The 24,180-nt window shown below is 55.4% G+C and carries 19 protein-coding genes; 5 read left to right on the top strand and 14 right to left on the bottom strand.

Annotated elements, in window-relative coordinates:
• Window positions 1-67 precede the first annotated feature (67 nt).
• From LEPIL_RS16380 to LEPIL_RS16355, 6 genes are all read right to left on the bottom strand, one after another.
• On the bottom strand, window positions 68-505 hold the full coding sequence (locus LEPIL_RS16380; protein ID WP_143464849.1) for a hypothetical protein: 438 nt from the start codon (window positions 503-505) through the stop codon (window positions 68-70).
• A 3-nt stretch (window positions 506-508) separates the two neighbouring features.
• Window positions 509-1,720 (bottom strand): MFS transporter, encoded by a 1,212-nt coding sequence (locus LEPIL_RS16375; protein WP_002774133.1) that lies wholly within the window; start codon window positions 1,718-1,720, stop codon window positions 509-511.
• Window positions 1,721-1,799: 79 nt separating this feature from the next.
• The gene (locus LEPIL_RS16370) at window positions 1,800-2,492 is read right to left on the bottom strand and encodes a class II aldolase/adducin family protein (protein ID WP_002774132.1); all 693 of its coding nucleotides are present in this window, start codon (window positions 2,490-2,492) and stop codon (window positions 1,800-1,802) included.
• Window positions 2,493-2,500: 8 nt separating this feature from the next.
• Window positions 2,501-3,982: an aspartate aminotransferase family protein gene (locus tag LEPIL_RS16365; protein WP_002774125.1), complete on the bottom strand. Its 1,482-nt coding sequence runs from the start codon at window positions 3,980-3,982 to the stop codon at window positions 2,501-2,503.
• Window positions 3,983-4,006: 24 nt separating this feature from the next.
• On the bottom strand, window positions 4,007-4,681 hold the full coding sequence (locus LEPIL_RS16360; RefSeq protein ID WP_002774123.1) for a class II aldolase/adducin family protein: 675 nt from the start codon (window positions 4,679-4,681) through the stop codon (window positions 4,007-4,009).
• A complete protein-coding gene (locus LEPIL_RS16355; protein ID WP_002774120.1) occupies window positions 4,678-6,300 on the bottom strand; it encodes a xylulokinase in 1,623 nt (540 codons plus the stop codon). The genes LEPIL_RS16360 and LEPIL_RS16355 overlap by 4 nt, the downstream gene beginning before the upstream one ends.
• 213 nt (window positions 6,301-6,513) lie before the next feature.
• Between LEPIL_RS16355 and LEPIL_RS16350 the strand changes: the two genes are divergently transcribed.
• A complete protein-coding gene (locus tag LEPIL_RS16350; protein ID WP_002774118.1) occupies window positions 6,514-8,634 on the top strand; it encodes a neutral/alkaline ceramidase in 2,121 nt (706 codons plus the stop codon).
• 129 nt (window positions 8,635-8,763) lie between these two features.
• On the opposite strand, the gene LEPIL_RS16345 is transcribed toward LEPIL_RS16350, so the two are convergent.
• A complete protein-coding gene (locus tag LEPIL_RS16345) occupies window positions 8,764-9,660 on the bottom strand; it encodes an ion transporter (RefSeq protein ID WP_246811970.1) in 897 nt (298 codons plus the stop codon).
• A 160-nt stretch (window positions 9,661-9,820) separates the two neighbouring features.
• On the opposite strand from LEPIL_RS16345, the gene LEPIL_RS16340 reads away from it, so the two are divergent.
• Entirely contained in the window at window positions 9,821-10,468 is a 648-nt protein-coding gene (locus LEPIL_RS16340; protein WP_002774114.1) for a TetR/AcrR family transcriptional regulator, read from the top strand.
• A 106-nt stretch (window positions 10,469-10,574) separates the two neighbouring features.
• Here the strand turns inward: LEPIL_RS16340 and LEPIL_RS16335 are convergent, their stop codons facing one another.
• Entirely contained in the window at window positions 10,575-11,924 is a 1,350-nt protein-coding gene (locus tag LEPIL_RS16335) for a thiolase family protein (RefSeq protein WP_002774113.1), read from the bottom strand.
• A 474-nt stretch (window positions 11,925-12,398) separates the two neighbouring features.
• Between LEPIL_RS16335 and LEPIL_RS16330 the strand changes: the two genes are divergently transcribed.
• From LEPIL_RS16330 to srpA, 3 genes are all read left to right on the top strand, one after another.
• Window positions 12,399-14,003, top strand: a complete 1,605-nt coding sequence (locus LEPIL_RS16330; protein ID WP_002774111.1) for a 1-acyl-sn-glycerol-3-phosphate acyltransferase — start codon at window positions 12,399-12,401, stop codon at window positions 14,001-14,003.
• 375 nt (window positions 14,004-14,378) lie between these two features.
• On the top strand, window positions 14,379-15,917 hold the full coding sequence (locus LEPIL_RS16325) for an NHL repeat-containing protein (RefSeq protein WP_002774109.1): 1,539 nt from the start codon (window positions 14,379-14,381) through the stop codon (window positions 15,915-15,917).
• 554 nt (window positions 15,918-16,471) lie between these two features.
• Window positions 16,472-17,608, top strand: a complete 1,137-nt coding sequence (gene srpA / locus LEPIL_RS16320; RefSeq protein WP_002774107.1) for a sigma factor sigX-regulated lipoprotein SrpA — start codon at window positions 16,472-16,474, stop codon at window positions 17,606-17,608.
• A gap of 192 nt (window positions 17,609-17,800) precedes the next feature.
• Here the strand turns inward: srpA and csrA are convergent, their stop codons facing one another.
• From csrA to flgK, 6 genes are all read right to left on the bottom strand, one after another.
• Window positions 17,801-18,043 carry a carbon storage regulator CsrA gene (gene csrA / locus LEPIL_RS16315; protein WP_002774103.1) on the bottom strand — a complete coding sequence of 81 codons (243 nt, stop codon included), beginning with the start codon at window positions 18,041-18,043 and terminating at the stop codon, window positions 17,801-17,803.
• On the bottom strand, window positions 18,024-18,485 hold the full coding sequence (fliW, locus tag LEPIL_RS16310) for a flagellar assembly protein FliW (RefSeq protein ID WP_002774101.1): 462 nt from the start codon (window positions 18,483-18,485) through the stop codon (window positions 18,024-18,026). Before fliW ends, csrA begins: the two co-directional genes overlap by 20 nt.
• Before the next feature lie 111 nt (window positions 18,486-18,596).
• Window positions 18,597-19,202: a S8 family serine peptidase gene (locus LEPIL_RS16305; RefSeq protein ID WP_002774096.1), complete on the bottom strand. Its 606-nt coding sequence runs from the start codon at window positions 19,200-19,202 to the stop codon at window positions 18,597-18,599.
• A 24-nt stretch (window positions 19,203-19,226) separates the two neighbouring features.
• The gene (locus LEPIL_RS16300; RefSeq protein ID WP_002774094.1) at window positions 19,227-20,804 is read right to left on the bottom strand and encodes a S8 family serine peptidase; all 1,578 of its coding nucleotides are present in this window, start codon (window positions 20,802-20,804) and stop codon (window positions 19,227-19,229) included.
• A gap of 105 nt (window positions 20,805-20,909) precedes the next feature.
• Complete coding sequence (locus LEPIL_RS16295; protein ID WP_002774093.1) at window positions 20,910-22,175, bottom strand: flagellar hook-associated protein 3; 1,266 nt, start codon at window positions 22,173-22,175, stop codon at window positions 20,910-20,912.
• A gap of 44 nt (window positions 22,176-22,219) precedes the next feature.
• Window positions 22,220-24,157 (bottom strand): flagellar hook-associated protein FlgK, encoded by a 1,938-nt coding sequence (gene flgK / locus LEPIL_RS16290; RefSeq protein WP_002774090.1) that lies wholly within the window; start codon window positions 24,155-24,157, stop codon window positions 22,220-22,222.
• Window positions 24,158-24,180: the final 23 nt, after the last annotated feature.

Here is a 24,180-nt window from a genome sequence, read left to right as displayed (position 1 = left end):
CCAGAAAATCCAGCGCGTTCTTGAATTGCTCGCTGCATTTCGGTCCGGGTTCCGGTCATGGCTCAGCTCAGGGTTCAGGCCTTTCTTCCAACGAACCTTCAAGGTAGACGATCTCTTCGATAGTCGAGCCGTTCAGCGCCAGTCCGATATTCCAACCGGATTGCAGATGCCGGTTCAGCTTCTTTGCCTCTTCGTAACAGTGGCGGGGCGTGGCGCAGTCGTAGTGCAGTGGATGCGACGTCGCATGAAAGGCATGATACGCCGGAGCATGCGTGACGATCAGCGTCAGATAGTTCCGACCATCCGTATTCTCGAACGCAATATGAGATACGAAGCGACGGTTTACGATCATCAGATCAAACGTCGACGAAACAGGCGGATAGGCTGGCTCTCCGATCAGAGATCCTGGGATGGAGAGCGGGAATAGCAGCAGAGCTGTGAGCAGAGCTGTTTGCTGAAGAGCGGCCGGCTGTCGTGCCGGCCTGCCCGTCATCTGTGGTACCACATTTCAAGTTCGGAGTTCCGACCTGTGGGCTGCAGCGCTTTCCGGAGCAAAAAAAGCGAGCACGACGATCAGGGCCATCACCGCCATGAGAAGCAGAATGGGCGTCGACCAGCTATCGTTATGCAGAGCCTCCATCAGGAGAGAGACGACGACACCGCCGCCGTTCCCGGCAAGCATGAGCAGACCCGCCGCGCCGCCTGCCCGTTCCTTACCGGCCATCTCCTCGGACATGGCAAGCAGCAGGGCGTATCCGGGAAGAAAGAGGACGCCCAGAAGCGCCCCGAGCGAATAGAGCAGCGTCAGGTTAGACGACGTGCAGAGCGGATACGCAAGCGCAGCGCCGGCGAGGCCGCAGAAGATCAGGAACGGCTTGCGACGTTGTATCTTATCAGAGATAGCGGGGATGATGATCGAACCGACGATACCGCCGATGATCATGGCGCCGCCGACAAGTCCGGCGTCTGTAGGCTCAACGCCGTTTTCGCCAAGGATGCCTTCAAGCCAGGTGGCCAGTCCGTTGAAGAAGCCCAGCGCCAGAAACGAGAGAATAAAGATCAGCGTCAGCGATCGATCCTTGATCAGATGCTTGAATTCCTCCATTGCGGTCAGCCCGGCAATCCGGGACGTCTTCGCTCTCTGCTCCAGCGTCATCTCCTGTCCGTTCTCTTTCGCGAAAAGCAGAAAGAAGGCGGCGGCTACGATACTGATTACGGCGAAGATCAGCATCGCCCCGCCGAGGCCGTAAGCCTCTGTTAGAGGAGCCGACGTCGCCATGCCGGCGGCCATACCGATGAACATACCGGCCGTGCCGAGCCCGGTGGCGGCGGCCTGTTCGTCTTCGGGAAACCAGTCGGCGGCTAACTTCGTGATGCCGTTCATCACGTAGGGCTGTGCGACGGCGATGGCAAGCTGTCCGATTAACAGGGCATAAAACGACGCCTCATAGATGCGGATGACGGCGCCGACGGCCATGAGTACGGAGCTCCAGCCGATAGTGAAGCGATAGCCGCGACGGTCCGTCATGGCTCCGGCCGGCATGGAGAAGAAGACGTAAAGAAGCGGGAAGCAGAAGGTGAGAAAGCCGGCCATGAATTCCGAGACGCCGTAGCGTTCCATGATCAGCGTCTGTACGGGAGCGAAGTTCAGCCAGAGCATCTGACTGACGGCGGCGACGCCCATGAAGGCGCCGAGTACGATCCATTTTCTATGTTGCATGAACTCTTCCTTGATGCGAGTGTAACGGTATATTGAACGTTTCTTCCTGGTTATCTGTAAAACGATTTCTGATCCAGAATCAATAAGCCTTGAAACCTGCCGGTATCTCGCCGGCCGCATACGAGGCCGCCGATCGCTTCTGGTCTTTGTGCAGACGCATGTTGGCGATGATGCGCACGTACAGCGGAACCTTCTTCACGGATAACCCTGTTGCACGGGCGATCAGATAGGCCTTCGCGCATTTCTCGACCAGTTCGGCGTTAAAGACGACCCGTTCTACCGTATGCCCGAGGATCAAGAGGCCGCCCGAAACGAGAAAGATCTGCTCGCCGGCCTTGAGTTGCGAGAGCGTCGCCGAGCCGAGGTTGCCGCGAAAGGTCGATATCTGCTGCGGCACGCCTTTTAACTGTGCGACGGAGCGACCGAGCTGTCGTACCTGCTCGTCGAAGATGCCCGGCATCGGTTCGGTGCCCTGATTCAGCGACGAGCCCCAGTCCTGACGGCTGAATAAGATGGCGCCGACGTCGGGCCGTGCGCGATAGATGGCCGCATGCAGATGAGAGGCCGGGAAGGCCCCCGCATCTTCGGTTCGTTCTGCGCCGTTCAGGTCGACGATCGACAGCTTTTTGTTAAACGTGCCGCCGAGCATCTTCGCCTCGCCGGGCAGGCGAAGCGACATCGCCTCGTCTGATCCGGCTTTGACTATGGACTTCTCAAGCAGCCGCTCCGCTGCATGCATCCAGTCCGCTTCGTGTGGATTGTGCTTTTTCATACGTTTCCTCAGACCATCTTGAAGACGGTTTCAAAGCGATCGAGGGCGTCGTCGACGATGCGATCGGTCGTCGCCATGCTCGTATAGATGCGGCTTCCGGCCAGCGTGATGATGCCCTGAGACATATAGGCCGCTCCCATCTCTTCCATGAGATGCTTGCGGTCTTTCGCTTCTTTCAGCACCTTGATCGGATTGCGCATGCTCATGAGCAGCACGGCCGACGTTTGCAGATGCACGATCGATCCCTGGTTATACACGACATAGGGGAGGCCCAGGCGGTCGACGATATCTTCCAGCCCTTTTCTCAGACGATCCCCGGCCTGGCCCGCCTTAACGGCGGCGTTTGTACGAGCCATCTCTTTAATCGTGTAATAGCCCGCCGCGCAGGAAAGCGGATTGGCCGAAAGCGTGCCGCCGACAAAGACGCGCTTGCCCATGGCGCTGATACCGCCGGCAAGAAGCATCATAACGTCGCGACGTCCGCCGATGCCGCCGGCCATCGGATACCCTCCGGTCAGGCATTTTCCAAAAACCGTGATGTCGGGGTTAACGCCAAAATAACCCTGAGCGCCGCCCATGCCCAGACGAAAGCCTGTTACGACTTCGTCGAAGATCAGCAGGGCGCCGAATTCGTCGCAGAGTTTGCGCAGTTCGGCGTTGTAGTTTTTGTAGATGGGGCGTGTGCCGCTTTCCGGACCGAGCGGCTCGACGATGACGGCCGCCGTCCCGCCGCGCAGACGGTTCAGCATCATCATGCGACGCAGGGCGCCGATATCGTTCGGAAAGCATTCCTGCGTATGAGCGGTTGAGCCGCCCGGAATTCCCGTCGCCTCACGTCGGCCCGTTCCTGGAATGCGCATGCCATACACCATCTGATCGGACCATCCATGATAGGCGCCGCCGACTTTGATGATCTTCTTTTTACCTGTATAACCCCTTGCCAGTCGGATGGCTGCCATGACGCCTTCCGTGCCCGAGCCGAGCATACGAAACATCTCGATGCCGGGCATGTGACGGTTGATCTCTTCGGCGAGCTTATGCTCGTATTCATGAAGAAGGCCGGTGACGGGGCCGCAGGTTTCAAGCAGCTCGATGATCTTCTTGCGCACCGGAGCGTAGTTCGAACCGAGAAGGGTGGGACCTCCGGCCTGGAGGAAGTCAATGTAGCGGTTGCCATCGACGTCTTTCAGGAAGGATCCGTTCGCCTCGTCGATGGCGATAGGAAACGGATGGTTGAAGGCAAGGTTATGCTGTACGCCGCCGGGAATAAAGCGCTGCGCCTCGTCGGCAATGGCCTTTGATTTGCGGCATTTCTTCTCGAAATAGGCGAGAACCTGCTCCATTTTATCACGGCGGATGGCGCGTGGCGGCTGCTTTAATAGCGCCTTCAGTTTATCGTGGATTGCGTCGGTATCATGCCACTCCGAGATGGCATACTCCTGCTGTGAGGTTTCTGTTTTCGGTCTCTTCGGTGTTTCCAATGTCTTCATCATTCTTTCCTTTTTCGATAGTAGTTATGCGTGCAGCGCGTCTTTTAGAAGGCCCTCAATATGCGAGAGCAGAGCCGGTGAGAGCGCCGTCGTTTTATTTGCGTGGATCAGTTCGAGCATGAAGTCGGCCGACGCCTTCTCGATGCGGCGCACTCCGTCCAGGCCGAGCGCAAGCGTAGGAGCGGCGCAGACAAGGCCATGATTACGAAGCAGATAGGAGTTCACGTCGTCGCGAAGCGCTTTTTTCAGCGCCGAGACGAGAAGAGACGAGCCCGATGGACCGTAGTTCACAAGGGCGACCTCTTTACCGAGCAGCGCCCGATCCTCGCCTTTCAGCGGAATCGGTCGGTGCAGCAGAGCGGCGGCGCTGGCCAGCGGCTGATGCGTGTGCACCGATGCCTTCAGATCGGGGCGACGCAGAAGCAATGCTGCATGAAGCCCGCTTTCGACTGAGGGTGTGAAGGAGTTATCCGAATCGAGACGTTCAAGCGTGCGAATATTGAGCAGACAGATGTCTTCGGCCTTCATCGTGTAATAATCGGCCGCTGACGGCGTGACGGCGAATTCAGAATCCGACAGGCGCAGGGCGACGTTACCGCCGACGCCGGCAAGGAATCCGATGTGAGAGAGTTCGATGCAGAGATCGACGATGGACTGTCGCTCTTTCGCGTAGGCGATCTTAGTTGTAGCTGTTTTCATTTCTTTAAACCTCGTATGCGATGATAGACGGGGGCGAGCCGCCGGTGCAGTTCGAGAAACGTTTCAAACGAACGATTCATGACGGTACGCCGGTCGGGATCGGGCTGATATGTGGCGCGGATGCGCGTGCGTTCGGAGATGTCGCTGCGCTTGATAAGATTGAGTGCAAGTCCGGCCATAAAGGCCGAACCGAGCGCATTCGCCTGCACGGGCTGATCGAGCTGACGCACGGAAATGCCGAGTGTATCGGCGAAGATGCTGCACCATACGTTCGACGTCGCTCCTCCGCCGACGATGGTGATGCGGTCGAGCTTCTTGCCGAGAAATTTCTCGACGGGGGTTAGCATCCACCGCGTGTTCAATGCGACGCCTTCGAAAAAGGCGCGAATAATATGCGATCGATTATGTTCGAGCGATAGATTGAAAAGTCCGGCGCGCAGCGTGCGATCTTCGACGGGCACGCGTTCGCCGTACAGCCAGGGCATATAGATGAGACCGCCGCTGCCTGCCTCGGTGCGCTCGGCGATACGATCGAGAATCTTATAGACGTCGGGCACATGCTCTTCGCGCAGCAGCTCGTCTTCATGATAGAGGATGCGATCTTTCAGATAGCTCAGGTTAGAACCGGCCGACGATTGCAGCGCCGTCATCAGATAGCGATCGTCAAGGGCGCAGGGAACGGCGGCCACAGACGAAAAGACGTCGGTCTTTTTCTTCGGCACATGGGCGGCGATCCAGGAAGATGTTCCAATGTAAAGATGTGCATCGCCGAAATCCACACATCCCGAACCGAGCGCCGAGGCGGTGTTATCGATCGAACCGGCGACGACGGGAAGCTGCGGCAACTTGAGCTGCTGCGCTACGTCGGCGCGAAGCATACCCACGACATCCGTGCATTTAACGATGTCGGGCAGCTTGGCTTTTTCGATGCCGCTCATCTTCACAAGGCCGTCGTCGTAGCGGATGTTCGCGGGGTCACGGTTATCCGTCACCCATGAGGTGAGAATGGAGTCGGACGTGGCGGCGGCCCGACCCGTTAACCGCAGATTCATATAGTCGATGACGTTCAGGAATTTATGAGTGCGACGATAGAGATCGGGATGCTCATGCTTGATAAGAAGCATATGCGCCGCCGGGTCTTTGCCCGACAGTGCCGGTGCTCCGCCGGTCAGTCGGATCCAGCGCCAGAGCTTCGCCGCCCCGTAACCCGAGACGGAAGGCCAGCCGCCGGCCAGCTTTTCAACATAGGGAGCGCCTCGCATGTCGAGCCAGAGGATGGCGTTGCCAAGGACCTCTCCCTTTTCGTCGACGCAGACGGTGCCTTCACCCTGCGTCGAGCAGCAGATGGCGACGATCTGTTCGCGATAATGGCTCTGCTTCTTCAAAAGACGCTCTGCCGTGATCAAAAAGGCCTGCCACCAGTCCTCGGGACGCTGCTCACAGCCGCCGCCGGGCGGAAGAACAAGCTCGACCGGGGCGAATTCAAAGCCGATGACGCTGGCCGATTCTATTTCGCCGTTGTCGCCCTTTCCGCCAAGCGCCACAAGGGCCGTTTTACAGCCCGAGGTGCCCAGATCGACGGCCAGGACAAGAGGACTTTTCTTTCTGTGATCCGACATCGCTATCTCCTGAAGCTTTTTCCCTCGACAATGGGTTCAGCTCATCGTGCCCCATCCTCCGACAAAAGGCAATCGATCTACAGGATAGTTTTATCAATGCGAAAAAAATAGTCAACTAATGTTCATTAATAGTTGCAAGTTTTTTGCCCATGTGTACAGATAGCTTCACGACCCCTCAGAAGGTCGCTTGCGAAAAACAAGGAGGATACTCACATGAAAAAAACCATCCTCCGCAGCAAATGCATGGCGCTTGTCGCCCTCGTAATGCTGGTAAGCTGCGGGAAAAAGGACTCTGATGGAAGCCTGTTGCTTCCATTAACGGATAGCATTGCAGATACGCCCGAGGCGAATCTGCAGGCGATGTCGCTTCAAAGCGGCGAACCGCTCTACCTGATCGGAGCAGGTCTGTACGATATTACGGGCCCGGCCGCCGAAGTAGGTATGATGGGATTCGCCGAAACCGACCAGAAGACCGAAGGTATTTATATGCGACTGTGGTCGCGAGCCTTCGTTATCGGGGACGGTGCGAAGCGCGTCGTCTTCGTTTCGGCCGACCTTGGCATGATCTTTCAATCGGTGAAGCAGGGCGTATCCCGTAAGATCGCCGCCGATCCCGATCTTGCTCCTTATTATAACGAGGCGAACGTTCTTCTCTCGGCCACGCATACACACAGCGGCCCTGGCGGATATTCGCATTACTTCATGTATAACGTTACGACGATGGGCTTCATTCGTGAAAACTACGAAGTCATCGTCGACGGTATCTATCGGTCGATCAAGCTCGCCCATCAGAACGTCGCTCCGGGCCGCATCTTCGTGAATCAGGGCGATCTTGCAAACGCAAGCATGAATCGTTCGCCTATCGCCTATGAGAACAACCCCGCCTCTGAAAGGTCGCAGTATGCGTCGAACGTCGACACGAAGATGACGCTGCTTCGACTGCAAAGGCAGAACGGCACCGATATCGGCATGATCAACTGGTTTGCCGTGCATCCGACGAGCGTCGGGCCGACGAATAAGCTGATCGGCGGCGATAACAAGGGCCTCGCCTCCTATTTCTTTGAAAAGGACGGAGGAACGAGCTATACGGCCGATTCGACGTTTGTAGCCGCCTTTGCCCAGTCCAATGCCGGCGACGTATCGCCTAACCTCTGGGGCCCGGCCGACGGCGTTCATGATTACGAGCGCGAGAATATCATCGCCGACCGTCAGTACGATAAGGCCCGCGAGCTTTTTGATACGGCCACCGTACGCCTTGAAGGCCCGATCGACTTTCGTCACAAACACGTGAATATGTATAACACGTTTGTCGATAGCGTCGGCAAGTCGACCTGTAAGGCGGCCATGGGAGCTTCGTTCTCTGCCGGCTCCACCGAGGATAACGCCGTCTCGCTCGATCTTTTCGACGAAGGCGTAACGGTCGATTCCGTCGAGTGGAATGAGAATTCGCGCAACGCCTTTCTTCATAGTTTCCTGTCGGGCTTCCTGTCCATCGCCTGGCCTTCTACGCTTGATCCGGCCTATGTCGCCTGTCATGAAAAGAAGCCCATCCTGATTCCGACGGGAGAGGCGTCGTTTGACGGCAATCCGTGGACTCCGCCGATCATTCCGTTTCAGATCGTTCAGATCGGTCAGCTAAAAATCGCCGCCGTACCCGCCGAGATCACCACAATGGCCGGACGTCGTCTGCGAAACGCCGTGAAGCGCAATGCCGATGATATCGTCGTCGTCGCCGGGCTCTCAAACGCCTACACATCCTATGTAACGACGCCTGAAGAATACGCCCTGCAGCATTACGAAGGAGCGTCGACGCAGTTCGGACCGAACACGCTGCCCGCATACGAGCAGGAGTTCGCGAAGTTAGCCGACTCCCTCCAGGCCGGAACGTCCGTTTCGCCCGGTCCGGTGCCCCCCGATCTGACCGACTATCAGACGACTCTGCAAACGGGCGTCGTATTCGACGATGTGCCCTGGTTCAAGAACTTCGGCGATATCGTCGAGCAGCCCGCCACATCGTATAATCGCGGCGCCATCGCTAAAGCTGTCTTCTGGGGCGGACATCCGAAGAACGACCCGCTCATTCGAAGCAGCTACGGCGATATCGAGCGTCTTGTAAACGGGCAATGGATAACGGTGCTCCGCGATAACGATCCGGCGACGATCTATCGCTGGCAGCGCGACGGCATCGCCTATTCGAAGGTCACGGTCTCGGTCGATACGTCGGACCTTGCGCCGGGCACCTATCGCATCCGCCATCGCGGGCATTGGAAATCGGGATGGACGGGAGCGATCAAATCCTATCAGGGTGTGAGCCGCAACTTCACCGTTTTATAAGAGAGAAACGCAACCGGGCCCGATAAGAACCATGGGCGGTTGGAGAATGGACTGAAAACGGGCCGAAGCCGGCCCTGTATAACGTTGACAAAATTCCTGATAAGGCCGGACGCACAGTCCGGCCTTTTTTTATCGGGCTTTCTTTGAAGACTTGCGAGGGCCCTGAGCCTCCAGCGCCTTGCGGATGGCGGCCATGCGGTGCTCCATGGCCTTCATGTCTTTGGTCAGCTGCTTCCATTCTTCGAGAGCTGACGGCGTTTGCGGATTAAGCATCGCTTCCGCCTCGGTCTCTTCTTTCGCTTCATCCATACCGTTCATGATGACGCCGATGAACAGGTTCAGTACGACCATCGTGCCGATCAATACGAAGCTGATGAAGAATAGCGGACTGAGAACGGGATAGGCAGTGGGATGCGTGCATAACGCTTCCATGCCGTCATAACCATAGTTATCGCATCCGTAGGACTGGATGTACATGATCTCCGTCCAGCCCTCAAGCGTGACCACTCTGAATAGAGTGATGAAGGCGAGCGGAAGGTCTTTGAAGTGAACGGGATCGTTCGCCGAAAAAAGAAAGACCGAGGCCACAGCATAGATGTAGAAAAGCAGAAAGAGAAAGATACCCACATAAAACATCGAGGGGATGCTTTTCAGAAGCGCCGAGACGAGGATACGCAGCTGAGGAAGCGCCCGAACCAGGCGAAGCACCCGCAGCAGTCGCAGGAGTCGAAGCACCGTTACGTACTGCGCATCGATGGGCAAAAATGCGGCGGCAACGATGACAAAATCGAAAACGTTCCAGGGATCGATAAAGAAGAGTTCGGGCCGCGGCCAGCGAGCGACAAGCTTCAGGGCAATCTCAGTCACAAAGATGGCAAGGATCAGAAGATCGAGCGTGTGCAGCAACGGCCCGTAGGCGTCGATCATCGACGGGTATGTTTCCAGACCGACCAGTAAGGCAGTTAGCAGAATAACGGCCGTGATAAAGTTCTGAAAGAGAGAGGATTCTGTTATTTTTTTCGTCATATCAATCATGCTGAGCGGTTTCTACGGGAAGCGCGCTCTGGTTCAACCCTTTTTCCTGCTTCGCTAATCGGGCTGTTTTGCTCGCTGAGCTGTTCGACCTGTCCTTTTTTGCAGTTCCTGATTGACACCAGGCTTTTTTCAAAGGAGGATTCCATTTCTAATGGATACGAAACTTGTTGATGCCTCTCTTCTTCCGGAGCTTGCTCCGCGTCCTTTTAAATTCACAAGCAAGCAGGGCCGCACGCGTCGGGCGACGCTGCTTGCTTCGGCGCTTGAACTTTTACGGGAGAAAGCGCCCGAAGAGATCACGCTTGCGATGGTCTGCGAACGCGCCGAGATTCCGCGTCCGTCTGCGTATCATTTCTTCCCCAACATCGAGGCCATTTTTCTTGGCATCCGCATGCTCCATGGTGAGATGCTGATCGAGCAGGCCACCGATCTGGAAAGCGAGAAGTTCAAGAACTGGCAGGCCTATATCGAGCGCTTCATCGATGTCGCCGTCGACGTTACCAAAAGCGAAACCGCCTTTCCGCGTCTTGTATACGGATACGGTGCGATGCTCAGCGGAGCTCGCGAGCTCGGTCAGGACATCGATACGCGCATGGCTCGCGTCAGTCTTGACGGCCTGCATCAGCATTTCGGTATCGAGCCCTTCGATCGAGAAGAAGAGATTGCAAGCATCGGCCTTGCTATCGGCGACAGTGTGCTTCGCTTCTCGTATCGAAAGCATGCTGATCTGATCGAGCCGTTAGTACAGGAAGCGAAGCGAGCCGTTGTCGCCTATCTCGGCACCTATTTGAAAGCCTGATCGGTCTGCCAGTGATTCGCCTGCAAAGTAGAGCGGGCGTTCGATAGCAACAAAAAGGGGAGCCGCCCATCGGACGCCTCCCCTTTCATCAGAGGTTTCGAATTTCTTAGCCGAATTTTTCCAGGATTAACGATCCGCCTACGCCGCCGCCGGCACAGATGGAACCCATGGAGTAGCGGGCGCCGCTTGCGTTCAGTCCCATGATCTGATTGATCAGGACACGCAGACCGGTAGCTCCGAGCGGATGGCCCAGGGCCAGCGTGCCGCCGTGAGGGTTAACATCCCCTTTTTCCAGGCGAGCCACGAGGTCGTAACCGAACTCATCGCGCACGACGACCATGCTGCCCAGAGCGGTTGCGGCAAAGGCTTCGTGAATCTCGAAATTACCGATATCGTCCCACTTCAGGCCGGTGTTTTCCAGAGCCTTTTTCATGGCATAGGCGATGCCCAGGCCCATGATAACGGGATCGACGCCATAGTTACCCCAACCTTTAATATAAGCCTGAGGAGTCAGGCCGAGTTCTTTAGCCTTGCTTTCGGTGGTGACGATGCATCCGCCTGCTCCGTCGGACTGAGGACAGGCATTGAACAGACTCACCGCGCCCTGCACGCCGTCGCTATAGCTTTTACCGATGTATTTGCCGTAACGGTCGTAGAACTTCTTCATGCCGCCCATTTCAGGATGCTCGAAGATGGCGCCCGCTTTTTCGAAACGGTCGGGCTTCTCTACGAAGCCTTTTTTCGACATGATATATTCGTCTTTGTCCAGCACGCCTTTGCTGTGCTTCACGGGCATCAGGTAAGGATCGTACTTGCCGCCTTCCAGCGCCTCGTATGCCTTTTTGTAAGAACCGTGAGCGTATTTGTCGAGCGTGGCTTTGTCCAATCCCAGTTTCTGGGCCACAACCTCGGCCGTATCAATCATCATCGCGTCGCGAACCGGGTCGGTCAGACCTTCCACAACGGCATCAACGATGGTGACCTCTTCCATTCCGGGAATCTCGTTCCAGTTCTGCTTCAGCTTATCGAGCGAGGCGGTCTTTGCGACGCGCTTTGCGTTATTCAGATAATAGCCGTAGTTGGTCATGGACTCCTGTCCGATCACCGCTACCACGTCGTTCTCGCCGAGCAGAATGCGACGGGCCGCTTCATTGATGGCTTCATATCCGGAAACACAGTTGTTGGCGACGGTTACCGCGGAACCTTCGAGTTTCAGGTCTGCCTTAACGGCCATAACGCGCGCCACGTTCGGAGCCTTGGAGCTCTGGCCGATTTCACCGGCGATCAGACCGTCTACTTTGTTCCTGTCTACACCGGTACGTTTAATGATTTCCGCAAGGACCATATCGCCCAGCTGGAAGGAGTCGTACTCGGTCAGGCTCTTGCCGGCCTGTCCGATCGGAGTCCGTGTTGCGCCTGCTATGACCAGGCGGTCGCCATCTCGATCAAATTTCATTGTATTCTCCCTTTTTCAATTCAGCTCTCGCTGAAAATAAACTCAGGAGCGCGTCCGAAAACGTGCCCTTTTAAGGAAAACTCATACGCATCACAAGCGATCTGAGAACCCGGGTTTTGAGGTCGCTTGTGATGTGTTCTTCCTACTTGAAACCCATTCAGTAATTCGCAATCTACCGGTCCTTCCATTTTTTATCGTGAGGAAAATATTCCTGAGACCTCGATCTGCTGGCCGATCTGTGTTGCTTTCCTGCAACAGTTGTCGCAGCCACCGCAAAAGTGGCTCCGGTCGGCGAGGCTAAGCGTCGTCTCCGGGTCGCCCCGTTCTCCTCCTGACAGCACCGAGTCATCGGGCTTCATATGGAAAGATTTTTTGCCCTGATTTTGTTGGTTGATCTATAGATGCACGGTGCAGAATATCCACAGCACTTGATGTCGGAATCTGACGCCGACTTCACGGTTCAGGGAACGGAACATGAGTCTATTCAGCAAGCTACCGCTTATCGGACGTTTTTTCCACAGCCCTCATTCTAAGAGCGGCCGGATCTATCATGGCATTGAATCGGTGCGACGCAGCGCCAGTCTGTTCTATTATCCTCTACGTTCTCTCTTCCGTACGGTTGCCAGAACGCAGCATTCTGAAATCGAGGCCATCGGCCTGGAGAACATCCCGCCCGATGGCGCCGTCTTTCTTGTCGGGAATCATCCCAATTCGCTGCTCGACTTCTTCAATCTGCTAACCGTCGTGCGTCATCCGGTGGCGACGGCGGCAAAAGATACGATCACGAACATCCCCGTCCTCGGTTACATCTTGAAGAACTATGCCCTGATGGTGCCCGTTTCGCGAGCGCAGGATAAGGGCGAAAGCGGAATCAGCGAAGAGGAACGCCTGAAGGCCAATGAGGCTATGATCGATGATGCCGTAGAGCGCCTTGTAACGGGCCGACTTTTTAATATCTATGCCGAAGGGCGCTCCACAGACAGTCGTAAACTGAACAAGATCAAGCTCGGCTTTATGATGCTCGCCCTCGCTGCCGAAAAGGAGTTCGATTATAACCTGAACCTGCGCATCGTTCCTTATGGGTATTTCTACGATCGTATCAACAAGTTTCAGAGCTCCGTCTGCATCATCTTCGGCAAGCCCTTCAAGCTGAAAGATCTTATGAAGGATCGCAAACTGGACTATTCGTCTTTGAGCGAGAAGGAGCGCGTTCAGCTCGAAAAAAGTCTGATGCTCGCCGGCAAGAATCGACTCCAGGCCGACATCGAACGGCTGATCATCAGTATTCCCGAGGAAAGCCTGGTCCCGCTGATCGATGATGCCACCGATCTATTTGTGCGAAGCTCGCAAAAGTACATGGGAACGTTTGAGAACGTAAAAGAGAAGTACGTTCTCAGCAAGAGCGTCGCCGAAAGCATCCAGGCGGCGAGTCAGGACGCAGACGGGCGCAAGGTCATAGAGAAGCTACAGCGTCTGATTCAGGAATACAGACGAAAGCTGAAGGCCATGCGTCTTGACGACGAGACCATCCGGCGGCAGGTTAACCTTGAAGCCATCGGTCATCATCTCATCGCTCTGTTCAAAGGCATCCTGCTGCTTCCTTTCATCGCCTATGGTTATCTGGCGAACTGGCTTCCGCGTCGCGCCGCCGGCTTCATGCGCTACAGAGTCGTCGATGTAAAGAAGGGCGCTCAGGTGGACGGAGACGAACAGGCCATCATTGCGGCGTTCATCGTCGCCTTGATCACGTATCCGCTCTTTGGAGTCGGCATCTTTTATGCTGTTTTGCATTTCGGGCCGGAGTATGCGACACAGGCAGCGACACACCTGAGCTGGGCTGATCCGGTCTGGATTCGCGAGAATCCCGCCTTCTTTGCAAGCGTCGTCGCCGTGATCATGGTTTATATGATGGGCCGTCTCTGGCGATTCTCGGTCTTTCATGGCCGACGCCTCAAGGCCGCCCTTGCCTTCTTCGGCGGCCTGCTCTTCGAACGCGTTCGCGGACGCAAGGTTCAGGAGCTGCGAGAGCTGCGCTATGAGATCATCGACACGATGGACGTTATACTGGCCGAGTATTGAGCGAGAGAATGTGCTTCTGGGGTGTGGCTTAAACAAACCGCTCGACAGGGGCTTTCAGAACTCTTGATAGCCTCTCCCGGGCCGGCGTCAGCCTCCCCACAGTCGCGTCTTTCTGATATCTACGGTCTCGCCATCATTCCTCAGTTTTCAGGAGGCTCAGAATCATTCTGTGATTTCTGAGCCGGAGCCATTGTGAGAACGGGAGCCATCTGAATGAATCTGGACTGGGAAATATTATTGACTCGATGTCGTTCATCGTGTGTCTGGTGCTATAGTGTGATGTTTGTCAGGGATTGGACCGGGTGCAGTCACGGTGAGTGCTTTCTGATCCTGTGATTTTCGTCACATCGGAGCACTGCGAAACAGGAGGAAATAATGAAACGACTATCAGGAATACTATTGGGGGCGCTTCTGATGTTCAATTTCGCCTCTGCTTGCGGAGGTAAGGACGGCGATGGAAATGAAGGACTTCTGTTCTTCCTTCTTTCTTCTGCCGGGTCATCGCTCAATGCGAGCTGGGCCGCCGCTCCCGCAGAGGCAACAACGGGCGCATCGGAGTATCGGGGATCGGCAGTGGATTCGGCCGGGAACGTCTATATCGTGACATACGGAGGGATTAGCGGTACGTATGATTTTGGGAACAGTGTTCAAGCATCCTTCAATGTAGCCTATGCGAACACTTCGCTTCTGGTTAAATACAATGCATCGGGTGTTGCTCAATGGGCAACAACCGTTTGTGGGGCGTCGGTATCACTCTCTGATGTGGCCGCGGATAGCGCGGGGAATGTTTACGTTGTCGGTACAGTAACGGGCAATACTGCTTTGAATTGTGGGAATGGTGTGACCCTGCAAGGCCCATCGGCTTTTCCGTCTCATGGTGTGTTGATAAAGTATGATTCGAACGGTGCCGCACAATGGGCCAGGACGCTCGCAACAGGACCGGACGATTCTTCCTTCAATGCACTGGCAGTGGATTCTGCCGGCGCTATTTACGTCGTTGGGAGCGTCGTCGGTACCGGGACTTATAATTTCGGCAATAGCGTGACCGTGACAGGAGAAGTCCCCGATACAGGAGGCCCATCCTATGGGCACGGTGTACTTCTTGTAAAGTATAGCTCGGCCGGCGTTGCACAGTTGGCACGAACGCTTGCCGACACCGGATTTGACGATGCATCTTTTACCGATGTTGCTCTGGATTCAAGTGGGAATATCTACGCTGCGGGCAACGTCGATTCTGCCCTCCCTTTTAACTTTGGAAACGGTGTGACCGTCTCTGGAGATGCAAACGATTCCAACGCTTTGCTTGTAAAATATAACTCGGCCGGTACCGCCCAGTGGGCACGATCCACTGAATCAGGCGAAACCTCCACCGCCTTCTCGTCTGTTGCAGTGGATGCATCCGGTGCCGTCTACGTGGGCGGTTGGCTGAACGGTGGAGCTGCGGTCGGTTTAGGAAATTCCGTCAGCCCGCAGGGCGCCTATGCCGGTGGTTTGAATGCACTGGTAGTGAAATACGATGCGTCTGGATCGCCTGTATGGGCGAAGACCACAACAGAGTCTTCGGCTTCGACCGATATTCGTGCAATAGGACTGGATGCAGGCGGTAGTCTGTTTGCCGCAGGAGCAGCGTACGATAACAACTCCGTTTCGTTCGGCAACAATGCAAGCGTAACCACGCAGTGTACAGGCTGCTATAGCCCCCTTCTGTTGAAGTACGATGGCTCGGGGAATGCAGCTGTGGCAAAATCCGGAGATGGATATGATTTCTCTTATTTCACTACGCTTTCCGTTGATCCAAGCGGTGCGGTCTATGCAGGTGGAACTATCCGTGGTGCTGGAAGCTACACGTTTGATAATGTCAGCGTAGAAGCGGTATACTCCGGCGTTAACGGGGTTCTCGTCCGATATAACTGATATATTCAAAGGCTCAGAATCATTCTGTGATTTCTGAGCCTGAACCGCCTGGCGGCGTGGGAATTCCCTGCCGCCTTTTTTTTTGACCTGCTCTTCGAACGCTTTCGCGGACGCAAGGTGAGGGCTACGGAATCATTAAGCTCTCAATCGCCTGGTGCTGATTCTGCGAAACGCAAAGGAGCTTTTTGTTATTTCGGCTTCTTTTTCTTGATCAGCGACGCCACGCTATCCAGCGATTCCGGTGCCGGAGTTTCGACATCGTCGCCGATCATGATAGCGGAAAGCCAAAACCATGGTGGCTGTTCAGGCGCGAGCAAAAAATGATTGCATCAATTGTTGTTTGTTGCAGTCTTGACTTAATATTGGACATTTAGTGTATAAATGGGGTGTTGCCTTCGAAGTGACTTGATGTGTGAGTCAGGATTGCTTTGATGTTGCTGGATTTGTTTAGAGGCCACTCTTGAGATGGCCTCTAAAGGTCATGCGAATAGCCCTGAGAAACCAAAGTTGCTGTTAGTTCTTGAGATAGCCTTATTTAAAGGAGTATTGAAAAGATGAGACGATTCAGTACCTTTCTTCTGACGCTTTTCACTATGAGCCAATTCCTCAGTTGTGGGAAGTCGAAGGACGACGATACCCTGTCGATGTTCATGCTTCTGGGTTTCATGCCCTTTTCCGGGTTGAATTTTCAGTTTGCTTCTTCTTCGCGTGCGAGCACTTCTTCCCATCCGGCTGCCGCTTCGCGGTCGGAAGGTGACGGTACGGGGGACGGATTCCCTGACGTATTCCTGACGCCTTCCGTCATGTCGCTGGTTGTTTGCGATGTGGTCGGTTTCCTTCCTGAATCTGAAGGTGGGCCCGCGCCCGGGACCGAGACATTTGAGAACGGCGTCAGCATTGTGGACCCGAGTAGCGGGGTTTATGCGAATGGACGGGATTGCGTCATGGGCTTCCATGTTGCCATTCGTGAGGGAGAGCTGGGTTATATTTACGGCGCTGATCTTTCTGAAATGGGAACCACCTACGATCGTATAGGACTCGTCCTGAAATCGGTCAACGTATTCTTTCCTCCCGAAAAAGTCTCTGATCCCAACAGGCGCTACTGGCAGGCTTATTATTCCAATTATTACGCTTATGATAATTGGTTTATTGAGCGCGGACTTGTTACTCATACCGTTCTACTCGATAGCTGTCCGGCGGAGCTTGCCAGTAATGGCGCGTTAGTGGATATCATGGCGGGTGCAACAATGGGAGATTGGAGTTGCCAGACCTCTGAATCGCCCCGGATCGCAGTAGCAGATGGGAAGATGGGCGCTCTTTACGAATCTCAAACGCCATTGTTCCCTATGCAGCATACGCAATCAGCATATCTATCAAGTAATGACGCGGTGTCGTTCAATCTGCCGGCAGATATTTCCCGGTTTGGTTACGATCAGGCTTACGTTGTCGTATTGCCGGTATCGACACTTTCAAAGAAGCCGAACGGTATCACTATCGAAGTGATTCGTGAGAACATGCTGTTCTTTGATAGCGATGATGGCGACCAGGTCTTCTCTCCCGAAAGCAGCTCCGGTGATCGCCCCGATGTTACGGACGCAGGGGCCTACTCTTCTACGTCCGAGCGTAACCTGAAAGACAGCTCCCGTCGAAATCTGATATTGAATGCGCCAGGCTTTCAGATCCAGGAGTAGCTCCACTATTTTTTCCAGAGGCTCACTTGTGGTTTGTGAGCCTGAACCTCGTGGCGGCGTGGGAATTCTCTGCCGCCGTTTTTTTGGGCGTGCTCTTCGAGCGCTTTCGCGGACGCAAGGTGCAGGCGCTACGGAATCATTAAGCTCTCAATCGCCTGGTGCTGATTCTGCGAAACGCAGAGGAGCTTTTTGCTATTTCGGCTTCTTTTTCTTGATCAACGACGCCAGGCTATCGAGCGATTCCGGAGCCGGAGTCTCAGCGGCGCGCGTGTTCTGATCACGGATCTCTTTATAGATCTCGGTCCGGTGCACGGCGACGTTGCGCGGAGCACGGATGCCCAGCTTTACCTGGTCGCCTTTGATCTCGACGACGACGATTTCTACATCGTCGCCGATCATGATGGATTCGTTTAACTTACGCGCCAGAATCAGCACGGCCTGCCTCCATCAGCTTGAGTACGGGCATGCGTACTCCGTGGCGGTCGTCGTCAGAGATGACCTGTCGGCCTTTTCGGTTTTTATCGTTCAAGAGAACGGGGCCCTGGAGGTTAACCGTCATCTCTTCCGGTGCGTTCTGCGGGATGGTTACGATAGTGAAGATGCGGCAATCGTCCACAGATTCGATCTCAAGCGCTTCAAGGTCGCTTTTCAGCGTCTTCGGCGTATAGTCAGAAATCAGCGAACGCGGATCAATCAGGATAAAGGCCAGGTGCTCGTCTTTCGTCGACTGAAGCCACAGAAACGGCGAGTCGGATTTGCCTGCAAGCAGCGCGAACTCCGTCTCTTCGGCGAAGCCGTAAAGGCCGTCGGAGAAGGTATAGATGGCTCCAGAGTCTATCTCGATCGTTCCAAAGGCTTTCGTGGCGAGTGTCTTCATCTCTGCAATCATCCTGGATGCATTATCGGCGGAATGGCCGATTCCATGAATAAACTTCTCGCTTTCCGGAAAAGCAGGCCACCCTTTCCTCAGAGTAGCCTGCGGCAAATATCAGCGCCGGGAAACCTCTCTCCACCAGTCCGGCTGAGCGCTTTTCACTTCGGGCAGCAGACGAAGCTGGTTCGCCGTTTCAAGCGACGCTATGCCCGGAGTCGATTTGACGACGTAGAATTCACTCACGCCAATCTGCATCGTTCTGACGACCGGCAACGAGCGCGCTTGCAGGAATGCATTGATCTGCGTTCGGGTCTGGTCGTCTTTGAACTGAATGATGATATTGCCGGGAAGCGCCGAAAGAGCGCCGCCGCCGGGCGAAGAACTGAAGACCTCAGATACGACGGCGCCATTGATGGAACGACTGAACGTGCCCTGACGGATCTTTGTCTTCACGCCGGAATCGCTGACGCGATAGATCACGGCCATTCCCTGATTTTTAAGCGGTGACGCCGATGGATCGGCTTTTGTAACGGCCTTTGAATCGCCGAACTCCGCAAGCAGATCGGGCCGCAGATAGATGGTTCGCTGTGTATCGCCGTCATAGTACACATACGGCAGGGCCTCGGCAGTCGTTTCACCTGGTTTGGCCATGACACTCGAACATTTCAGGGCGACCACGCTGAGCGCGGTCAGAAGCAGTATGATTTTCTTGCTGTGCATTGCTATTCTCCTTATGTACTCGTCTCAGCGTCCGTAGACGGTAACGCTCCATGAGTTCAGTGTGCCTGTGTCGTCGGCTGCTCCGTCTGTTACTTTTAAGGTCCAGGTGCCGTCGGCCGTTTCATCAAGGAAGCGAGCGGCACCAAAGCGCCAGGTACCATTGAACGGGCAGGTGGCGGTGATATTGGTTCCATCAGTGCAGACATGCTTTTCAGAAAGGTGGGCCGTTGTTCCGTCCGGCGAAGTCAGCACAAAATTCAGATCGCCGGCGTAGGTATGGACGAAGGTTACCTCAATATCGACCCATTCAATATCAGTAATCCCCGACGAGCTCACCGTAACTGTCCGACTGATACCGTTGACGTCATTGTCGGGGATTGCGGCTGCAGGGGAATCGGTGTTCGATGCCTTTGATTTAAGAGTCGAGCTTCCGCCTATACTCGTGAAGGTTCTGGCCATCGTAACCGCAGCGGAGGCATCGACGACGCCAAATCCGTATTTGTGGTTAACGGGAATGCCCGCGTCATTATTAATCCAATCTGTGTCGGTGGGGTCGACCTTGCGAGCGGTTCGGGCGAGGATGTAGCGCACATCGCGCCATGTCAGGTCGGGATTGGCCTGAAGCATCAGGGCAACAACGCCGGCTACAAGCGGCGAGGCCGACGATGTTCCACCGAAATCATCTGTATAATCGGAGGTTGTATAGCCGTAGTTGTCGCGTATATCGGTCGTCGTAATACCAAGCGAACCGCCGTTTGACGGTGCACAGACCCAGAGATTGGCGCCCCTTTCGGAATAAGAAGACTGCTTGCCGGCGTTGCTAACGGCGCAGATGGCCATGACGCCGCGAAAGTTCGCCTGGCCGTCATAGTTCGAGTTATCGATTCGGTTTGTGGTTGAATTCTGGCCGTTGCCGGCCGCCCAGGCATAGATGATGCCCTTTCCGTTGCGCTGGTTATTGATGCCGTCAAGGATGGCCGTCCGCCACAGGCTACTGGAGAGGCTATCATTCAGGGTACCCAGAAGGTCAGGCGCTCCCCAGCTATTGTTCGAGACGGCGACGATGTCACCGTTCCGCGTCATCGCATCGGCGTTGTTGGCATCGCTGTTCGTCAGCAGCAGGTTGTAGCCGACCATCGTAGCGTCAGGAGCGACCCCTGATACGCCTTTGCCGTTACAATCGGCGGCGCTGACACCGGCAACAGACGTCCCGTGTGTTGCATAGAGAAAGTGCGGAGCCAGGTCTGTGCTGGATTCCACATAGTTGTAATTCCGCGAGGTATTGATGTTCGCCCTGAGATCTTCATGCAGGATGTCGATACCGTCGTCGACGATGGCAATCGTTACGCCGCTACCCGTGTAGCCTGCATCCCACGCTCCCGTCACGCCGGCATCTTCTCCCGATGTGCCGCCTGATTGGCCGGAATTCAGTAGATGCCATTGATCGCCGAACAAAGGTTCGGCAGTGCAGGCGCCATTGCCCGACGCGAGCAGGAAAAAGAGCAGTGAAGAGTCATCATCGCCTCCACCGCCGCCGCAGGAGAGCAGAGAGAGAAAAAGCGCGGATGGAAGCAGGAGTAGTTTGTGTCGACGGTTTTCCATACGTCGACACAAACGTATCAGGTGAAAAAAGCAAGTCAATTCTGCCAGGAACTGAACACGAAGTTCGAGTCAGATGTCGTTCTGAAACTAAATCTACGTATCAACCTATCTCAGAAAATCCATCAGCGTCGGCTTGATGATGCGCGCCCCGACGTTCAGGGCATAGGAATGAACCGACTCGATCCACTTCAGGTTCATAACCGTCTCGGCCACGTCGATGCCTTCGTTCGAGGCAAGCAGCTCGGTCATGTAGTTCTTATCCCATGAGACGCGTTTCGTATGCTCTTCGAGTCGGTTCTGACGAGCGCCGATCTGAGCCCGGTGACGCAGAACGTTATCCATGGCCTCATCGAGGTTGCCGAGATCGCGGCCCGAGATTTCGAGCTGGTCCCCTGCAAGCAGATCGTTGCGCAGCTTGATGACGACGTCAAAAAGCGAAAGCCCTGAGACGCGAGCCGTATCGGCGTAGTTATTCGGCGGACGGGTGCGATCGGCGCTGACGAGTCCGATATCTTTCAGAACCGTCCCACCCTCCATGTCTTCAAGCCAGATTTGATGCGGAGCCGTCGAATGCAGCGAAACGAAGTCCTGTCCGATCTTGGACGCCTTCACGTCGAGCCCTGCATGGTTGATCTTGTCGATGATGTCATCGACCGTATCGCCGGCCTGCACGCGAATCTCGACGCCGTCGATCTTGAACGCCTGGTCCGACGAGGCGATGTAGCCCGAGTTATCCACCGAGCCCGTAATCGTGAAGTTCGTTCCCCAGAGGGCCTGGTTGCCCGGCATATTCACGTCGATGTACTGTGAGCGCTCCACCTCAAGCAGTCGTTTGCCGATGTCGCCCCTGTATTCGACGCCGACGATCTGATTCTCGAGTTCGAGGCCCTTCAGCCCTTTTACGTTTGAAACGATGGGCTCAAAAGGAGCACGCTCCACCGTATAACCGCCAAAAAGCGGAAGCCCCGTAGCGTCTTTGCCGTTTCCTATGTCGATGAGTGCGCGAAGATGCTGATCGATCTCGCTTGCGATGGCATTCTTTAATTCGAAGGCGTTATCGCCCTGATACGTACCGTTTGAGGCCTGTACGGTTAAGACGCGAATACGCTGCATGATATCGGTGATGCGACCGAGCTCGCCGTCCATCAGGTTCAGACGTGCCGTGCCGTCGCTGATGTTGCGGTCAAACTGGTCGAGTTCGTTAATGCGAGTGCGAAAAAACATCTGATTCGTCGCCGCCGCCGGATCATCCTTCGGCGTCTGAATCTTCTGTCCCGTCGCCAGTTGCGTCTGAATCTTATCCATCTCGTATTGATGGCGGTTCAGCGTGCGAACGGTCGATTGGTTTTGCATGAGTCCGGTGATGCGCATGGTCTTTACCCTGATGTCGTCTTATTCAGTATCGAGTTTTTCGCTTACGACTTGAGTCGGTTGATGATCACGTCGAGCATCTGATCCCACGTGTTGATCGTACGGGCCGATGCGTTATATGCGTGCTGGAACTGCACCATATTCGCCATCTCTTCGTCGAGATTCACGCCCATCACGCTCTGACGCAGGTTTTTCAGCGAAACGAGATTCTCGCTCTGACGCTGCACGGCGTCCTCAGCGGTGCGGGACTCCGTACCCAGCTTAGAGATCAGGGCGTTATAAAAGGCCTCGGCGTTCTCGGCGTATCCGAAGCGGTTCTGACCCTGCTTTAAGGCCTTCGCGATCAAGAGGGCGTTTGAGCCGTCGGCCATGCCGTTTGCGATGTTATAATCGCCTGTGCCGCCTTCGTCCTTGCCGCGGGCCGCCGCAATAGAAGCCGGGTCGCGCACGAGCGCCTCATCGACGCGCAGATGCGCCGCTGGATGAAAGACCGGCGTCAGCGTTACATCCGACAGAGGAGAGCGCAGCTTCACCATCTCGCCCGTGCGGCGGGAATCAAACGCTCCGTTCTCGCCCGAGGCAACAAGCAGGCCCGTATAACCCACAAGCAGCTCGCCCGAATCCTCGACGTGATTGATCATGAAATTCAGTCGACGATCGGAATCGTTTACGACGGCCTTCAGCGCAAGCTGATTGTCATGCGTCATGTAGGCGACGACACCGGCCTTCGCGTCGTTGATCTTGCGGATCACCTGTTCGAGCGTCTCGTCGCGGGAGTAGTCGATGCGTACCGGCGTGTTATTCGCGTCGGGTCGGTGCAGCGTGATCGTACCGTCCACGCCCACGCGCTTCGTCGGATCGATCGTATTCGTTCCCGTCACGCGAAAGATGGCCGTCATATCGGCCGTGCCGTCTCCGTTCAGGTCGAAGTCGCCGCGGGCATTCTGCACCGTATAAGCGCCGCCGGCATCCTCGGTCAGCGCACGCATGCGAAAGAAGTCGCGGTTCGTCGATCCGTTCAGTCCGAAGCCATCGCGGTGCACTTCGTTCACAATATCGGCAAGGTTCAGGGCGAATTCGCTCGTGCGGTTGATGCGTTCGATGATCGCCTTATCGCGCATCTCGATCAATCCGAGCAGCTTGCCTCCGCCGAGAACGACGTCGCGATCGTTATGCTCGAAGGCGACGCGGGCCATGCCGTCGTTCGCCGGATTCGGATTCGCCTTCAGTTTACGCTGGATAACGCCCTGCACGAGCGCCTGCTCTCCGATGAAAACGAAAACCTCGTCTTTATCGCCGCGTCCGACGCGAATGTTTACCAGCGACGAAAGACGCTCGACGGCGGCGTCGCGACGGTCCATCAGGTCGTTCGGATTATCGCCCAGCGCCTGCAGCTTCAGGATCTTTTCGTTCAGCTCTCGAATCTCAGAAGACAGTCCGTTGATCCGCTCGACGGTCTGTACGACCTCTTTATCCGCGCGCTCGCGAAGATCGCTGAGCTTGGAGTGGATGTCGTGGATGCGCGTCACAAGTCCGTTTGCGCGTTCGAGCACGACTTCGCGGTGAGCGAGATCGGATGGATAGGACGAAAGATCCTGCCAGCTTGCCCAGAAGTTATCCGTCAGCGAGCGCAGCGTATTGTCGGAGGGCTCGTTGAAGATCTTTTCCATCTGGTAGAGATAATTGCGCGAAGACTCCCAGAACTCCTTCTCGTTGGAGGTGAGGGCGATCTGGTCGTCATAGAAGGTATCGCGGATGCGCTCGATCTGCGAGATCTGCACGCCCTGTCCGATCTGGCCCGGTCCGGCGGCACGGTTCAGCGAAGGATCATAGAGCGGATCCATGCTTTCCATCGTGACGCGCTGACGAGCGTAGTTCTCGTTATCGGCGTTCGATATGTTATGACCGGTCGTCTGAATGGCCGTCTGATGCACATTCAGCCCTCTCTTACCGATTTCAATGCCTCCGAAAGTGGAACCCATATCGAACCTCCTGAGCGCGCAGA

The sequence above is a fragment of the Leptonema illini DSM 21528 genome (assembly GCF_000243335.1).
Classification (GTDB): Bacteria; Spirochaetota; Leptospiria; order Leptospirales; family Leptonemataceae; genus Leptonema; species Leptonema illini.
The sequence above is the reverse complement of the archived record's forward strand: the minus strand, read 5'-3'. Positions and strand labels throughout refer to the sequence as shown.